General features: G+C 55.1%; 13 protein-coding genes. 6 read left to right on the forward strand and 7 right to left on the reverse strand.

The annotated features are described in order from the left end of the window. Positions 1-94: 94 nt before the first annotated feature. From dapF to A0U92_RS10370, 4 genes are all read left to right on the forward strand, one after another. Positions 95-922: a diaminopimelate epimerase gene (gene dapF, locus A0U92_RS10355; RefSeq protein WP_077813151.1), complete on the forward strand. Its 828-nt coding sequence runs from the start codon at positions 95-97 to the stop codon at positions 920-922. 17 nt (positions 923-939) lie between these two features. After that, positions 940-2,226: a tRNA (N(6)-L-threonylcarbamoyladenosine(37)-C(2))-methylthiotransferase MtaB gene (gene mtaB, locus A0U92_RS10360; RefSeq protein WP_077813152.1), complete on the forward strand. Its 1,287-nt coding sequence runs from the start codon at positions 940-942 to the stop codon at positions 2,224-2,226. A gap of 2 nt (positions 2,227-2,228) precedes the next feature. Next, on the forward strand, positions 2,229-3,188 hold the full coding sequence (gene ftsY / locus A0U92_RS10365) for a signal recognition particle-docking protein FtsY (RefSeq protein ID WP_077813153.1): 960 nt from the start codon (positions 2,229-2,231) through the stop codon (positions 3,186-3,188). A gap of 372 nt (positions 3,189-3,560) precedes the next feature. Further along, the gene (locus tag A0U92_RS10370) at positions 3,561-4,823 is read left to right on the forward strand and encodes an outer membrane beta-barrel protein (protein ID WP_077813154.1); all 1,263 of its coding nucleotides are present in this window, start codon (positions 3,561-3,563) and stop codon (positions 4,821-4,823) included. 210 nt (positions 4,824-5,033) lie between these two features. On the opposite strand, the gene A0U92_RS10375 is transcribed toward A0U92_RS10370, so the two are convergent. From A0U92_RS10375 to A0U92_RS17770, 4 genes are all read right to left on the reverse strand, one after another. After that, entirely contained in the window at positions 5,034-6,140 is a 1,107-nt protein-coding gene (locus A0U92_RS10375; RefSeq protein ID WP_077813155.1) for a flagellin, read from the reverse strand. A 4-nt stretch (positions 6,141-6,144) separates the two neighbouring features. Next, positions 6,145-7,695 carry a flagellar hook-associated protein FlgK gene (gene flgK / locus A0U92_RS10380; RefSeq protein WP_077813156.1) on the reverse strand — a complete coding sequence of 517 codons (1,551 nt, stop codon included), beginning with the start codon at positions 7,693-7,695 and terminating at the stop codon, positions 6,145-6,147. Positions 7,696-7,853: 158 nt separating this feature from the next. After that, positions 7,854-9,227, reverse strand: coding sequence for a flagellar hook protein FlgE (gene flgE / locus A0U92_RS10385; RefSeq protein WP_077813157.1), 1,374 nt, complete (start codon positions 9,225-9,227; stop codon positions 7,854-7,856). 153 nt (positions 9,228-9,380) lie between these two features. Next, on the reverse strand, positions 9,381-9,542 hold the full coding sequence (locus tag A0U92_RS17770) for a hypothetical protein (protein ID WP_187668748.1): 162 nt from the start codon (positions 9,540-9,542) through the stop codon (positions 9,381-9,383). 155 nt (positions 9,543-9,697) lie between these two features. On the opposite strand from A0U92_RS17770, the gene A0U92_RS10390 reads away from it, so the two are divergent. Both A0U92_RS10390 and A0U92_RS10395 read left to right on the forward strand, forming a co-directional pair. Next, positions 9,698-11,983, forward strand: a complete 2,286-nt coding sequence (locus A0U92_RS10390) for a hypothetical protein (RefSeq protein WP_077813158.1) — start codon at positions 9,698-9,700, stop codon at positions 11,981-11,983. Positions 11,984-11,994: 11 nt separating this feature from the next. Beyond that, the gene (locus tag A0U92_RS10395) at positions 11,995-12,798 is read left to right on the forward strand and encodes a flagellar hook assembly protein FlgD (protein ID WP_077813159.1); all 804 of its coding nucleotides are present in this window, start codon (positions 11,995-11,997) and stop codon (positions 12,796-12,798) included. Between the two features lie 101 nt (positions 12,799-12,899). Here the strand turns inward: A0U92_RS10395 and A0U92_RS10400 are convergent, their stop codons facing one another. The 3 genes from A0U92_RS10400 to A0U92_RS10410 form a co-directional block, all read right to left on the reverse strand. Further along, a complete protein-coding gene (locus A0U92_RS10400; RefSeq protein ID WP_077813160.1) occupies positions 12,900-13,106 on the reverse strand; it encodes a hypothetical protein in 207 nt (68 codons plus the stop codon). Between the two features lie 185 nt (positions 13,107-13,291). Further along, complete coding sequence (locus A0U92_RS10405; protein WP_077813161.1) at positions 13,292-14,755, reverse strand: MATE family efflux transporter; 1,464 nt, start codon at positions 14,753-14,755, stop codon at positions 13,292-13,294. Between the two features lie 168 nt (positions 14,756-14,923). After that, a complete protein-coding gene (locus tag A0U92_RS10410) occupies positions 14,924-16,072 on the reverse strand; it encodes an AI-2E family transporter (RefSeq protein WP_077813162.1) in 1,149 nt (382 codons plus the stop codon). Between the last annotated feature and the right edge of the window lie 5 nt (positions 16,073-16,077).

A 16,077-nucleotide genomic window follows, 5' to 3' on the forward strand; every position in this document is an offset into this window, starting at 1 on the left:
AAAAAAATTTAAGAAACCCGACAAAACACGTCCGAACGGTATTTTTTTCCTGCAAAACCGTGCATTGCGGAGGTTTTTGGCCTAAATGTCACACATGAGGACATTTTTTCAGAAGATGCATGGATTGGGGAACGACTTCGTCATCGTCGACGAAAGAGCAACCTCTTTTGACTTGACACCAAGGCGCATAGCCGGATTAGCCGATCGCAGGCGGGGAATCGGCTGTGACCAGTTCGTCACTCTCTCGGCTCCTGAAGACAGTAAAGCATCTGTCTTTGTCCGCTTTTTCAATCCCGATGGCAGCGAGGCAGGCGCATGCGGCAACGCGTCCCGTTGCGTCGCCAGCCTGATAGGTCAGGAACTGCACACCGACAGCCTGACTTTCGAAACGCAAAACGGACTCCTTGAAGCCAGGATACTCTCGCGCGACGAGATGAAAGGCACCGTGGTCACCGTCGATATGGGACGCCCCAGAACAGACTGGCAGGCCGTGCCTCTCGCAAAAGCGGTCGACACGCTCCGCCTGCCGCTTGCGGGCGAACCTGCGGCCCTTTCCATGGGTAATCCGCACGCAACATTCTTTGTGACCGACCTGTCCGAAGCCGAACGTGGACCGGCACTGGAAATCGACCCGCTTTTCCCTGACCGCGCGAATATCGGCTTTGCCCGTATCGACGCCCCGGACCGGATGCGGTTGCGGGTCTGGGAGCGCGGCGCGGGCTTCACGCTCGCCTGCGGTTCCGGCGCCTGTGCGGCCGTGGTCAACGCAGTACGTCGTGGTCTGGGTGAACGCCGGATGACGGTAGAGGTTGACGGCGGGGAGATGGTTATCGCATGGGATGCCGACGATCATGTGCTGATGACCGGTCCCGCCCAGCTTGCCTTTGAGGGGACCGTCGATCTCGAGGCCTATCCAAAATGACTGACACCCCTCCGGACATGCCGGCGGACGACACGCCCGAACCAACGCGGGGCAACCCGATACAGGGCGTGGATATCCTGACCTTTGGCTGTCGCCTCAACACTTATGAAAGTGAGGTGATGCGTGGCCACGCGGCTGCGCTGGAGGATGTCATCATCGTCAACACCTGCGCCGTCACCAACGAAGCCGAGCGACAGGCTCGGCAGGCCATCCGCCGCGCGCACCGCGAGCGTCCGGATGCCCGCATCGTCGTGACCGGCTGCGCCGCGCAGATCAATCCCGACCGCTGGGCGTCCATTCCCGGCGTAACGCGCGTATTGGGCAACGAAGACAAGCTGAAGGCGGAAAGCTGGAGTGTCCCTGCGCTTGGTTCAGGCAACGCCGTGTCCGACATCATGGCCGCCAGGGAGACCGCCGCGCATCTTGTGACGGAGTTCGCCGGACGCACCCGCGCCTTCGTGCAGGTGCAGCAGGGTTGTGACCACCGCTGCACGTTCTGCATCATCCCCTACGGACGCGGACCTTCCCGCTCCGTGCCGGTTGGTGTGGTCGTCGAGCAGGTGCGGGCTCTCGTGGCCTCCGGCTACCGTGAAGTCGTGCTGACCGGCGTGGATATCACCTCATGGGGGGATGATCTGCCCGGTGCACCACAGCTCGGTCAGTTATGCCGCCGTCTGCTGGCGCTGGTACCGGAACTGGAGCGGCTACGACTGTCCTCCGTCGATCCGGTGGAAATCGACGAGGATATCTGGCGTCTGCTGGAAAACGAGCCTCGCTTCATGCCTTACCTCCATCTGTCCCTGCAGGCCGGCTCCGACATGATCCTCAAGCGAATGAAGCGGCGTCATCTGGTCGCGGACGCCGCGTCCGTTATTGAACGAGCCCGGTCGATCCGTCCCGGAATCGGCATTGGTGCCGACCTGATCGCCGGCTTCCCGACTGAGGACGAATCGCTGTTCGAGGAAACACTAAGCTTCCTTGGACAGGCCGCCCTCCCCTATCTGCACGTCTTCCCCTATAGCGCCCGTCCCGGCACCCCGGCAGCGAAGATGCCCGCTGTGCCGGTCGTCGAACGCAAGGCCCGCGCCGCTCGTGTCCGCGCTCTCGGAGAACAGTCGGCGCAGAGCTATTTCAGGAGCCTGCTTGGCCGTGAACTGCGCGTGTTGATGGAAACCCCCGAGAGTGGCCACAGCGAGGAATTCGCCCCCGTCCGGCTGGCACAGGGTCAGTCGGAGACGGGACGCATTGAAGTTCTGCGGCCTGTAACGGTTGACGAAAAAGGGCTTGTGGCGGAAATCGTATAGTCATGGCACTCGGATTTTTCTCCCGTCTCAAGCAGGGGCTGTCGCGCTCCACCCAGAAACTCAGCAGCGTCTTCACCAAGCGCAAGCTCGATGAAGCGGCGCTTGAGGATCTGGAAGAGCACCTGATCGCAGCCGATCTCGGCCCGGAAGTGGCTGAGCGGGTGATTGAATCCTTCCGCAGCACCCGTTTCGGGGCGGAAGTGACGGATGAGGAAATCCGGCAGACCCTGGCAGAAGAAATCGCCCGCGTCCTGACGCCTGTGGCGATTCCGTTCGAGCCGAACCCGGACCTCAAACCTCATGTCGTGCTGATGGTTGGCGTGAACGGCACCGGCAAAACCACCACCATCGGCAAGATGGGTCGCTATTTCAGCGAGCAGGGCAAGAAAGTGATCATGGTAGCGGGCGACACCTTTCGCGCCGCCGCCGTGGAGCAGCTGCAGGTGTGGGGTGAGCGAACAGGCGTTCCGGTCATTGCGGGCAAACCGCAAGCCGATGCCGCGGGGCTTGCTTTCGAAGCTCTCCAGCGAGGCAAAAAAGAGGGCGCAGACCTGCTTCTGATCGACACGGCCGGACGCTTGCACAACAAGGGCGCTCTGATGGAAGAGCTGGCCAAGATCATCCGGGTGATGAAGAAGTTTGACGAGACTGCTCCTCACTCCGTCATTCTGGTGCTTGATGCGACCACCGGTCAGAACGCGATTGAACAGGTGCGCGTCTTCCGTGAGCTGGTGAACGTGACAGGTCTGGTCGTGACCAAGCTGGATGGTTCCGCACGTGGAGGCATCGTCGTCGCACTGGCGGACAAGTTCAAGCTTCCGATCCACGCTGTCGGTGTGGGAGAAAAAGCTGAGGATCTACGCCCGTTTTCGGCGCAGGAATTCGCCCGGGGTCTCGTTGGTAAAACAGAGATTTCAACGACAACGGATGAAGAGACTGCCGTGCCGTCTGATTCGCGATAGCCCAAGGCGAATGAAAGCATCCAGTCTTTACTGGCAGGAGGGTGGATGCAATCGCCTCCTATGTTTTGAACAATCCGCCTTCATAAATCAGGCGCCACCTCACATGATCTTTCAATATCCACTGTGGAAACACACGCTCTCACAACAGGGTCGTGAAAGAATTCTGACATTACCCATAACAGTAGAGACAGCCGGGAATAACCTCAGATATCCGGATATATTTCCGATAGATTATCTATATATATAGATAATATAAGGATATATTATCTATATTTTTGCTTCGCCTTCCAATGAACCGAACATTATGGTCGCGACATATCGAAATGCGCGTCCTGTCGAGATCTGAATTTTCTATACGATACAGGAATAGAAATGCCGATATCAAAGTGGAAATCAGCCCTCTGCACTACATTGGCTTTTCTGACGACAGGAGGCTCCGTTTCCGCCTATGCCGCTATTCCGTTATTCACCAAAAGCACTCAGGCAACTGGCTTCGAGGCATGGTGGAGAGGCATAACCCTGGCCGGTCGTATGGATGGCGGCATATCCGCCAATCCTGCTCGTCCTGACAACGGCATCAATTTCGGAAACTTCATTGGTGATCATGCCAATCAGGCGCAACTCAACCAGTTTGCTCTCACCTTGGCACGGCCAATCGACACAACGACCGACGGATACAGTTTCGGCTTTACTCTTGAAGCTTCCTATGGCTCTGACTCCCGGTATTACCACCTTCTCGGCATTTCTGACCGCGCCTTCAATGCGCGTTACCAGATCATTCCTTCTCATGCACAGGTGGACGCTCACCTCCCATGGTTTACAAAGCTGGGCGTCGATATGCACGCAGGCATTCTACAGGCGCCCATGGGACTGGAAGCTTTCGATCCGACAGCAAGGCCATTTTATACATTCAGCTATACTGGCCAGTATTCAGTGCCATTTCAGCATGTAGGCATGATGGCCACTATTCATGTCACACCCATGATTGACGTTCTCACAGGAATTGATACTGGCAACCAGACCACATTTGGACGACAGGATAATAATAGCACACCCGCCGGATATGCAGGAATCACACTGAACAATCTTGCGAACGGAAAACTTGTCCTTACAGAGTTAAGCCGTTTTGGTTCAGAAGACTCACGTATCGCTTTCGGGCACAGCGCAAACAAGGATCTTCGCTTCTGGAACGATCTTGTCGCCATCTATAAAATCACTCCCACCGTTACTTTAACCGGTGAGTTTAACTACCTTCATGACGACGGCCTGAAAGCCGATACGGAAAGTTTCGTCTCTTATCTGAGCTGGAATTTCAGAAAAAGCTTCACTTTCAACTATAGAGGCGAAATTTATCGTGACAATACAGGTTTGATGGTCGCAAACTTTTTAACTAACGAAGGTTATATGAACGCGATCGCGGGACGCTCGACACCTACAGAGAGTGCACCTCCCACAACTTATGGTGCGCTCACGCTAGGCGTGACTTATAAAACACCGCTCAGCAAAGATTACGGCTATTTTGCAATCCGTCCTGAAGTCCGCTTCGATCGCTCATTGAATGGCACAACACCTTTCAATGATAACCGTAACAGTGGGATGTTCACTTTCGGTGGAGATGCAATGATTGGTTTCTGATTGCATCCGGAAAATCGTGATGAGCCAATCCTGATAGCAGTACAGAAATCTTTACATACTGACCATAATAATTAGAGATAATTATTTCTGCATTTTAGATTATGAGATAAAAAAACCTGATTATACATCAGGAAATAAAATCCTCAATAAGTCTGAGCAGTTGGTGGAAGGCAATAAAAGCAGCCCTCCACCCTGCCATTTTCAAAATGATTATATATAGCTTGCCAGTGTCATACCCTTGAGATCAGAGATCAGGGTATAGGACGCGAGAAGCTGGTCCTGAATATTTCCCGTCTGCACAGAAACCGCTGCAATATCAACATCCTTGATGTTGGAAAGCTGCGATACCAGCATGGTGCTCATTGTTGACAGGTTCGTCGATTGCGTTGTCAGGGAGGATTGCGTAAGGCCGATAGACCCTTCCTCTGTGGCCAATGATATACCGACTGAGGTTGTGGACGCTTTCAGCTTCGTCACAAGGTCAGAAAAATTGCTGCTGGACGTGTCAGCACTTCCAAGAGAAGCCACAATCATCAGATTACGCATCAGATCCCGAATTGCTGATCCGGTTGTTGTGGAATCCGCAGGCGTGGTTCCTTCTGTAGCAACCATTCCCACACTCACCACTGACGACTGTCCGACAACGGCTTTGGCCTCAAGGGCTTTTGCTGAAACAGGATCTGTGGACAGAGCAGGAGAAAATACTGAAAGACTGCTTGTTACGCCGTCACTATCGGTGAATGTTCCACCACTTGAGGCATAGGAAGTAGCCGTTTCAAAAACCGAATCCGCACCCAGCGTATCAAGCTGACTGACAATACCGGAAGTGGCCGTTGCCAATCCACTGGTCGCCAGATTACTTGCATCGGTCACCGGCGCGTTATTGACATCCGAACCGGCAAAGACATACCCGTTACTTCCGGTTGTATTCAGATAATCTCCCAACTGGGATAAAGCCGCCTGCGCGCTGCTGACAATAGTGCTCAGGGTGTCTGTCCCATACGACCCACCCAGAGAAAGAAGGTTGGTTTGCAGTGTCGTATTGAGTGATGCGATTTCTGTGAGCGCACTTTGGGTCACACTCAAGTTCGTCTGTGCGCCGGAAATGGAGTTCTGCCAGGTAGAAATCGCGGTAATCTGCGGTTGCAGACTCAACGCCTGCCCACGCTGATCTCCCAGACCGGCATAGCTATCGGATGACACGCCTGATGTTGCCTGTCCGGCAAGTTGCGTCTGTTCATTAGTCAGAGTACTGAGTGCCTGCTGCAAAACATAGGCCGTGCCACTTGCGCCATAAAGACCAACAGATGTGCTCATGATTTTACACCGCATCCAGAAGAGCTGTGAACATCGTCTTCACAGCTGTGACGATTTTTGCATTGGCTGTATAGGCATTTTGTAATGCAATAATATTGGACATTTCATTGTCCACATTCACACCCGAAACATTCGCCACTTTTGTGGTCAATGAAGACTGGACCGAAGTCGCAGTCGTGAGACTTGCCGTCGCCGTCGCCGCAACCTGCGCCTGTGCCGATGTCAGGGATGTCGCCAGATTGGCAAGTGTCTGACTGCCACTATAGCCTGTAGAAATATTACCGTTCACACCCAGTCCTGAAGCGGGGGCTGCCGGCGTGCCTGATCCAAGCGCTGTTGTCAGCAAATTCTGGGCAACAGTCGTCGATCCATCCGGAGACAATGAAGACGGATCAGCGGTCAGCGCCGCACTGACCTGAATGACGCTGGAAAATCCTACAATGCCAGAAGGAGATGTCTCTGTTGTACTCGTCCCCGGGACATCACCTGAGCTATCAGTGAAGAGCGCAACACCTTGGTCATTGAATCGTGTTGCAAGTGTCGCAGAAAAAGAATCAAGCTGCGCCTGCATTTTCGGATAAACATTGTCGCGCAGATCAATGTTGGCGCCGATCTCACCACCCGTCAGATGAGACGTAAGATCCGTCTTACTTCCAACCAGCGTGATGGCCGGAACATAACTGCTGCTATCAGAAGCCGTAATGGAAGAGGAGGCGCTCAGCGTCACTGTATCTGTCGTCAGGGGCCAGGTCGAACTGGATTCCAGCGTGGACGTTCCCTGACCATTGGAAGCTGTTGTGGGATACGTGGAGAGAACATTGTTATTGCTGTCTTTGGGATAAGTCGGCAGTTGCGTTCCGTCTGCTGTCTTGACCAGCATATCCCCTTTGGATGTTTCAGTATAAGTGACCGACATATAGGATGACAGATCGGACATTGCGCTGGCGCGCTGATTTTCCAGATCTGCCGTGCTCATTCCCTGCACTTTTAGAGCCATGATCTGTTTTGACAGAACACCGATAGTCGTCAGATCCGTGTTCACTGATGAAATTTCAGTAGCAATTGAATTCTGCGCTGCCTGACGCTGCGCCTGATACGCTGAAGACAACGTGTTGATGGATGTCGTCAGCGTCTGCGCATTACTGATAACAGCATTTCTTGCCGTCGCGTTAGAAGGTGTTGAAATGAGAGCTGTAATAGCGTTTGAAAGATTACCAACTTCATCCGACAATGTCGCACTCGATCCTGAATCTGAACTTGTCGATCCCTGAAGCGCTGTGATGGCGGAGAGAGAATTGTCCTGCACCGTAAGCGACGCAACTTCGGCATTCTGCGTATACAGGCTGCCCTGCAGCGCAGTATTGACGGTACGCGTCGTCAGACCGATCGAGACACCGCTTCCGGTTCCGGTCGTATCTGAGGAATTGAGGTGCGCAACCTCTTCCACATAGCCAGTCGTGCTGGCGTTGGAAACATTCTGCGACAGCACGCCAAGGGCGTACTGGTTGCCTTCCAGTCCGCTGGTGGCGATGGACAGAGCATTGTTCAGATCCATGACCTTGAACTCCGACAAGACCTCGCCAACCCATAAAAATTGAGCAAGGCGCACCACGCCCAACTTTTTTGGAAACGCAGCGCTTTGTTGAACCGGACGGGACTGCCGATCTTTTTCTCAGAGTGCCCCGCTCAGATGAAAAACAGGTTAATGAGCCGTTAGCGGATCATCGAAATCGTCGCCTGCAGCAGAGTGTCAGCCGTCGTGACAATCTTCGTGTTGGCTGTATAGGCTTCCTGAGTGACGATCAGGCTGGACAGATCAGACGTCAGATCGGTCGTAGACGATTCTGTGGAAGAGGTTTTCAGAATGCCCGTCCCGTTTGCGCCAACCATTCCCACCTTGGCGGACCCGGACGCTGAAGTGGCCTCATAGGCCTGGCCATCAACCGCCATCAGACCATCCGGATTTGCGAATGACGCCAGAGCAACTTTACCAACAACCTGAGTGTCACCGTTACTGAAGGTCGCCATGATCGAACCGTCAGATTCCATGGAAATACCCTGATAAGTACCTGTCGTTACACTATCACTGTCAATTGTTGGCGTCGTCGAATTGGTCGCTGCCGTTGTCACGCCAGCACTGCTGCCGATCGTTCCCAGATCAAGGTTGATCGTCTGGGCTGCAGCGCCATCGGTATAGTTCAGTGTAATCGGCAGCGTAGCATCTGAGCCTGTATAGCCTGTACCAATCAATGCGCCTGTGGAATCTTTCACATCCTTGATAGCGCCAGTTGAATCGAAATCAACGGTGTAGGTAGCCGTGGAGGTTGAATCAGTACCACCACCAACAATCATGCCCGTATCTGTTGTCGGGGCAGCATTTGCGACTGTGACCGTATAGGTCGACCCGCCAACATTATCGGGTGATGTTGAGGCTGTTCCCGCACTCCATGTAACACTCAACCCATGAGCCTGAGACGTGGAATCATAAATTGTCTGAGGAGTGGGCGCATTTGTTGTCGGATCAATCGGATATGTGGCGCCCGTGCTGCTGATACCACCCGTCATCGTCAGAGTGGTTGTTTCAGTCGGACGGAATGCAACATTTGACACCTTGATCTGCGTCAGATCACTGCTGAGCGTACCCGTTTTGGGGTCGGCCATATATCCATTCAGATAGTAACCTGACGTATTCACCAGATAACCATTTTTATCCTGGGAAAAATCGCCGTTTCGTGTGAAATACTGCTGATTGGAGAATGTTTCGGTTCCGGCGGTCGCCTGACCGGATGGCTCCGAAACATCAAAGAAACCGTTTCCTGAAATCGCGAGAGAAAGCGTATTTGTACTGGCTGAAATCGTACCCTGCTTCTGCGTCTGTGATGTCGTATACGCCGTCACACCATCAGAAACAGCCTGTCCCTGCGCGTAAGAAGCAAGGTTGTTGGAAACCGTATCCTGAAAGCTTGTATCAGATGACTTGTATCCGACAGTCTGGCTGTTGGCGATATTATTACTGAGATTTGTAAAAGCTGTCGACTGAGCATTGATGCCTGCAACGGCCGTTGTAAGGGAATTGAAAATCGACATGGATCACTCCTAAAGGGCGGCCCCGGCAACGCGGCGCCGACGACCTCAACATCCCTTATCCATGCAGAAAGCGTGCCAACCTCGGCCTGATCGCGTTTTTTTATCGATATTAATAAATGACCCCGGAAACTCGTGCATCCCAGATCTCAATGTTTACCTTTCGGTTTTGCAATTATTGTTTTCAGAAAAAAGAGACCGTGACGGCTCGGCATATTTTGCCGACCAGGTCATTTTCAGACCTGCATGACGCAGCAATTCCTTCACGCACACATGCCCCATACTCTGGGCCACAAAAATCGGCATCACATCATTCATTGATGTATTTTCCTGAAAACTAAATGTTTTCATTGCCTTACACAGAGACAGGCCACGCAAATCCTCTCACGCAAACATAATATGGAAAAATTTTCTCAGAGGTGGCCCGAAATTTGCATCTATTCCCAATGAATAATTCGACTGGGATTTAAGTCATGGCAAGTCTGGTGACATCGCTGATTACCGAAAACCCATCCAAGATGGTCAAAGTCACATCCGGGAAACTCAACGTCGCCGCCACACCCCCGACGGTTCGCCAGTCTTCTTCGCAATCACCATCAACTGATCTGTCCGGATCAGACAGTTCCTCCACATTCAGTGACCATATTGCACAGCAGACAGCCAGCCAGACGGATAATTCACAATTCGCCCCGCAGGTGGCCAAGACAACGGAGGCTTCACGTTCTTCGACTGGGCAGGCAAATTCTGCCCAGTCGCAAAATGCAAATGTCGCTTCTTTGCTATCTGAACAAAATGAAGCGACGCTGGTCCCCACCTCCCCTGCAGCAATACTCGATGGCAAGGCGCTGTTGTCCGCGGCACAGGACAGTGTCCGGCAGCAGGCAAAAACTGCGACAGCCGATGAAACGGCAACGATTGCAGCAAGCGCGGCGACTCTTTCCACTAGCCCTACAAACAGTCCGACGACAGCCACCGCGACTGGAGCCACAACGTCCGACAGCCCATCCGCAAAAAGTGTGCGGGTGGAAAAGCTCTCTCAATCTTCTGATAGCGCGGATGAGAAAGACGCCGACAGCACAACAACATCACCATCGGACATAACACTGGAACTGGCGGCTCTGAGTGTGTTGCAGCCTCTCTCAGCAGCATCCTCCGTCGAAACGGCAGTGAAAAGCACCGACAGCGTCGATGAAGTATCTTCCATCCAGACCACCACACAGGGAGCGGGCGCCTCTTCGGCTTCGTCATCCGTCGCGGACTCAGGAAAAGCGACCACAACAGCCCGGACACTCAGTGGTTCGCTTCCTGAGACCAATGCACTCGCCTCTGCCCCGTCGTCGGAGGAAAACATCAGCGCAATTGCCCCCGCTTTATTCAAGCCCGTGGTGGATTCAACATCTTCTGATCAACAGACTTCATTGCAGGCCATAGCCAGCAATGAAAGCTCGCCTCAAGCAACAGACAGCAGTACGGCACTGACGGCGCCAGCCGACATCAAGATAGACACCAGTTCTACAGCCCTCTCTCATGATGATGCTCGTCCTGTAGCCTCAACCAGTTTTAGCCAGCTTCAGTCGCTGCAGGATATCGCCTCTCCTCACAACGATGCCGCTGGCATCACACAATTCTCCCTGAGCGCCACGCCGTCTCCCTCGAATACTGTGTCTGATCCAGGAACCGTTTCCAGCGCGAGTCTTTTGCAGACTGCCTCGGCACAGCAGGCGGCACTGTCCACACAATCCCCTGTCATTGCGGCTTCCGCACCCACACCTGCTTCGAATGACAGCACGCAGGCACAGCTTCAGACGGCGCCATCGTCCGCGCAGGTGCAGATAGCCCAGAGCTCTTCCACTGTCGCGACTTCTTTCTCGACAGGGAGAGTGACGGCATCCCGCGCTTCGCGAGTGGACAATCTTTCTTCATCACGCCCGGACGTTCCGGATGCCACATCGACACAGACCGTCGCCACAAAACCGCAGGCAGATGAAATATCTTCTCCTGTTGTGTCTGAGAAAACGCTTTCCGATAAGCGGAACAACGGAAGCGCCAATCAGAGCCCCGACCAGCGGACTTCGTCTGATCAATCCCTGACAGCAAGTCTCCTGCCTTCACAAACCTATAATGAATCCAATCCATTTTCTGAACCGTTGGCAGCAGGAACGTCTATCGACACTTCGCCCGCCACGAGTGCCTCGTCACAGACTTCCACAACCTCCGCCACAGCAACAGATGCGTCCGCATCTTCCCACGCCGGTTCCACGGCGCTTAATCTGACGGTTGCGCTACAAAATGATGATCAGACGCCGCTGCACGTCACCATTGATAAGTCCGATAATTCTGACGGGCTGAATATTCACATTGGCGCCGACGGCCTCACGACCCTGAATGAACTGCAAAACCATAAGCACGAACTGGTTCACGCTCTGGAAAACGCAGGCATTTCGACAGCGGAGTCACAGATTTCATTCGGTCTCGCCAACAACAGTTCTGACTCTTCATTCTCGCAGAACAATCACTCGTATCACACACCGCAGGATAACAGCACGAACGCCACAGCAGGATCTTCAGATTTTGCAAACGCTTTTAGCGGTACATTGTCCGGAAACAGCAACGGAGACGGCTCGCGGAACGCCTGGAACGCGAACCCGTCGGCAGCCATGACTTCAGCTTCAGCTTCGGCTTCGGACACCGACGATACCAGCGATCAGACATACGCCCTGGCTGCCCTGCGGACAGGCTCAGTCAACATCACAGCCTGAAAGAAACGGATATGATAACGACAGCACCAACCTCATCCTCCTCAACGTCGCTTCTTTCATCTGCAGCAACCGCGTCACAGTCAGCAGCCTCGGTCAATACCGCCGCCAACAGCGCCGCCACAGACGCCACCCCGACGGCCACCAGCACCAACGCCCTCTCCTCGCTGACAAGCAATTTCAACACGTTCCTTACCCTGCTCACCACGCAGCTCAAGAATCAGGACCCGAGCAGCCCGATGAGCAGCGACAGCTTCACCTCCGAACTGGCGCAGTTCGCCAGTGTGGAGCAGCAGGTCGACACCAACACCAACCTGAAAACTCTGATTTCCCTGACACAGGATGGTCAGCAGTCGACCGACATGTCGCTGGTCGGCAAAACCGCTGTCGCAACCACAAGCGAACTGCCACTTCAGAACAGCAGCAGCAGCGTTTCCTTCAACACCACAACAGAAGCGCCGATTGCAATTGCCGTCAGCGACAGCAACGGCACTGTCGTCAAGACAGCAGAGCTTACTTCCACTGTCGGCGCCAACACATGGACATGGGACGGCACCAGCGATAGCGGAGCCCGTCTCAGCGACGGTTCCTACAACATCGCCGTGCAGACGGCGGACACATCCGGCAATACATTCGACGTTCCGTTCACCGTCACAGGCACCGTCACAGGAGTTACCCGCAACGGCAGCTCGATTTACGTCAAGATGGGAGACAGCATAATCGACATGTCGAACGTCAACTCGTTCTCGGATGCGCCGACTTCAAGCACGACGTCAACATCCTCCACATCGTCAGGTTCACCGTCCTCATCAAGCTGAAGACAGGGGGGAACAGAGTCTTTTCTTTCGATCAGACCCTGTTCGTTCCCGGAGGCCGTTGCAGAGCAGGCTTCTGACAATTCAGCGGCAAGCCCGGACTGCTATTCATCTGCGTCCAGCACTTCCCGGGCACGTCGCACGATCGTTTCATATTCAGCATCTGACAACTCGCCCCGATGATGAAACTCGCTGGCGCGGGCGAGCGCGTCTCGGGCGTGATTTCTGTCGGGAATGGGATAACGTCTTCCCGGCAATGCAAAGGCGCTGTCAGGAAGCGCATCGCGCTCGGCTTGTGTCAGGCGTGACATGACGATCCTCCAGAAAAAAGCGCTCGCCTGAAATCATCATACCAATCATCATACCAACGATCCCGGACTTGAGCGACGGCAGCATGCCCGACGTTAAACCGGCCAGTTATGCTCCGCTTTGATATGGCCCCGAGTTCTGCCGAAACAACCATCCATCCGCCTTCAGCGCAAGAATTTCACGGCGATCAGTCTTTCACGTAAAGTTCCGCTTCGCCGATTTCATCGAGATCCACCATGGCGGCCTCCGCACTCAGGGTCGGCACGTCGCTGACGCGGACATCCATACGCTTCACCGACGCCATGACCGCCTCGGGAACCGACAATCCGTGCACGACCCGAAACGCAACAATGATCGCGAGCCCTCCGAACAGCACACTGCCCACGGCCTGACCAATCTGGACTCCCAGCGCTCCGAACCCGGCTCCATAGGCCACGAAGGGGATCGTTCCCAATGTCGCTCGCCCCCAGTTGAACAGGGTCGAATAAAGCGGATGACCGAGGTTGTTGAATACCGTATTGGCGACAAACAGCATTCCGACAAACAGATATCCAAGCACCGTCCATGAACAGAACAGATGGATCAGGGCTGCGCCATCGCCCTGTAGATGGAAGCCTTCCGTCAGCAGATTCTGGGAAAGGGCCAGCACACCCCAGGTGCAGACGACGCACCCCACCACAATCTTGAGAGAAGCGACCAGCACTTCCCTCACCCGATCCAGCTTGCCCGCTCCAAGATTCTGGGAAATGATTGGCCCCACCGCGCCTGTCAGGGCGAACACCATGGCGAACGCCACGACGACAATCCGCTCCACCGCCGTCTGACCACTGACCGCTTCAAGACCGAACTGGGCCATATGCTCGGTTACATAGGCTCCGCCCACAGGGGTCGCCAGATTTGTCAGGATGGCGGGCACAGCAATCACTGCGACACGACGGCTGTCGCCCCATACTGCAACCGGTTTAGGCCATTCGAGCATTCCATGCAGGCTTGCTCCACGCCACCCAAGAACGAGAACCGCCCCACGAGCGAGGATCGTGCTGATGGCGGCGCCCATCAGCCCTTCTTTCAGACCCAGTATCAGAACCGGGTCCAGAATGGCCGTGAGGATGGCGCCTACAAGGGTAACATTCATGGAGCGTTTGGCGTCTCCAACAGCCCGCATCAGCGCCGAGGCGGACATGCCGAGAGAGAGCAGCGGCAGGAACGGGGAGGTCAGATGGATGTAGAGGACAGCCTGATCGAGCGCCTCCCCCGACGCCCCCAGCAGTGTAAGGATGGGACGGGCCAGAAGAGCCGTCACGATCCCCACCATCGCCGTGAGTAGCAGACTGGTCAGCATGAACGAGGACGCAATACGCCGGGCCCGATAGACGCTGCCCCCGCCGATCTCCCGGCCCACGCAGGCGCCGAGTCCTATGGTCAGGCCAATAGACACCGCAATCTGGATACCGCCCACGGCCCCGGCGAAACCGACTGCCGCCGTCAGGGCCGGCACACCCAGATGCGCGATATAAATCATGTTCAGCATATCAACGGCGAACACGGCCATCAGTCCGATGGCGCCGGTCCCCGCCATGACGAGAACGTGCCGCATAATGCTGCCGACCACGAAACACGCCTTTTGCTTAGGCACTGGTCTTCCGCTCATTCACATCCTGCTTGTCGGGCTTTGCAATACGGAGCCCTTCGCCATTCGCCTCAGTATGGCATGGCCTGAGTGTAACGCGAATGCCGAATACCGGTCACAAAAACATTTATCTTCCTGGTTGGCCTGTTCTCGAGAATGTCGATCCGGAAACGCGGGATATCAGGCGCATTACACTTCCTTGCCGCTGACTCCCCGCTCACGGGACCAGTTGCGCCAGAGCAGATGCAGCGTCGCCATCGCCGCCGGACCAAGGAACAGCCCAAGCAGACCCCATGTCTCCGCGCCCCCCACAATCCCGAGCAGCACCCACAGGAACGGCAACTGCGTGCTGCCACCGATAAGACCCGGACGGACGAAATGATCCGCCGTGAAGATCACCACCGCTCCAATGGCGAACACAGTCACGGCGCCCATCGTGCCGCCATCCACGAGCAGAAAGGTCGAGGCAAGACCAACCGGGATCATGGCGCAGAAAGGAATCATCGCGGCAATGGCCGTCGCGCCGCCGAGGAGGACCGGATGCGGAACACCCGTGAGAAAGTAGATCACTCCCATGATGATCCCCTCGCCCACGCCGACAAGTACCAGCCCTGCGACCGTGCCGTGGATGGAGGCAATGATCTGATGACCGATCAGTTCACCACGCCGCCCGAAAGCACGACGGGAGGCAATTGTGCACTCCCGCATGATGGTGTCTCCATCCTTGTAGAGAAAAAACAGGGTCAGGATGGAGAAGAAGAACAGTGTGCCACGATGGACGACCTGTGACCCGACAGTCCTTGTCATGGCCAGTCCCCGCGCATCGAATGAACTGAAGAACTCCGCGGCGGCACTCGGGTCGGACAGATGGGCGTTCCACCATTTGACGACGGCGCCAGCTCCAACAGGCAACCTGCTCACCCATACCGGCACGGGCACACCGGTATTGCGGGCATGCTTCATCAACTCAAGCACGTTCTGCGCTTCGTTGGCGGCCTCAAGCCCGACGAACAGCATCGGAATCAGAAAAAGCAGCGCCATGCCTGCCGTGCAGAGCGCCGGCAGCAGTGGCCCGCGCGCCAGACGGGGCCAATGATTCTGGATCTTGCGGTAGAGCGGCCAGGTCGCCACAGCGAAGACCACCCCCCATGCGAGCGCGCTCAGAAAGCCGTGGATTGTGTAGGTTGTGATCGCAACAATGGCGAGGGCCAGAATTTCCCGCGCCTTCCACTGTATCCGCCGGGCAGTCTGTCTTTGCTCAGAGGTGATATCTTCAACCGGACAGAGCGGCAGGTGAACACGATCGTCATCATGCGGCGGCAGACCGGATTGTGACATTCAGC

The sequence above is a fragment of the Acetobacter aceti genome, from assembly GCF_002005445.1.
Lineage (GTDB): Bacteria > Pseudomonadota > Alphaproteobacteria > Acetobacterales > Acetobacteraceae > Acetobacter > Acetobacter aceti_B.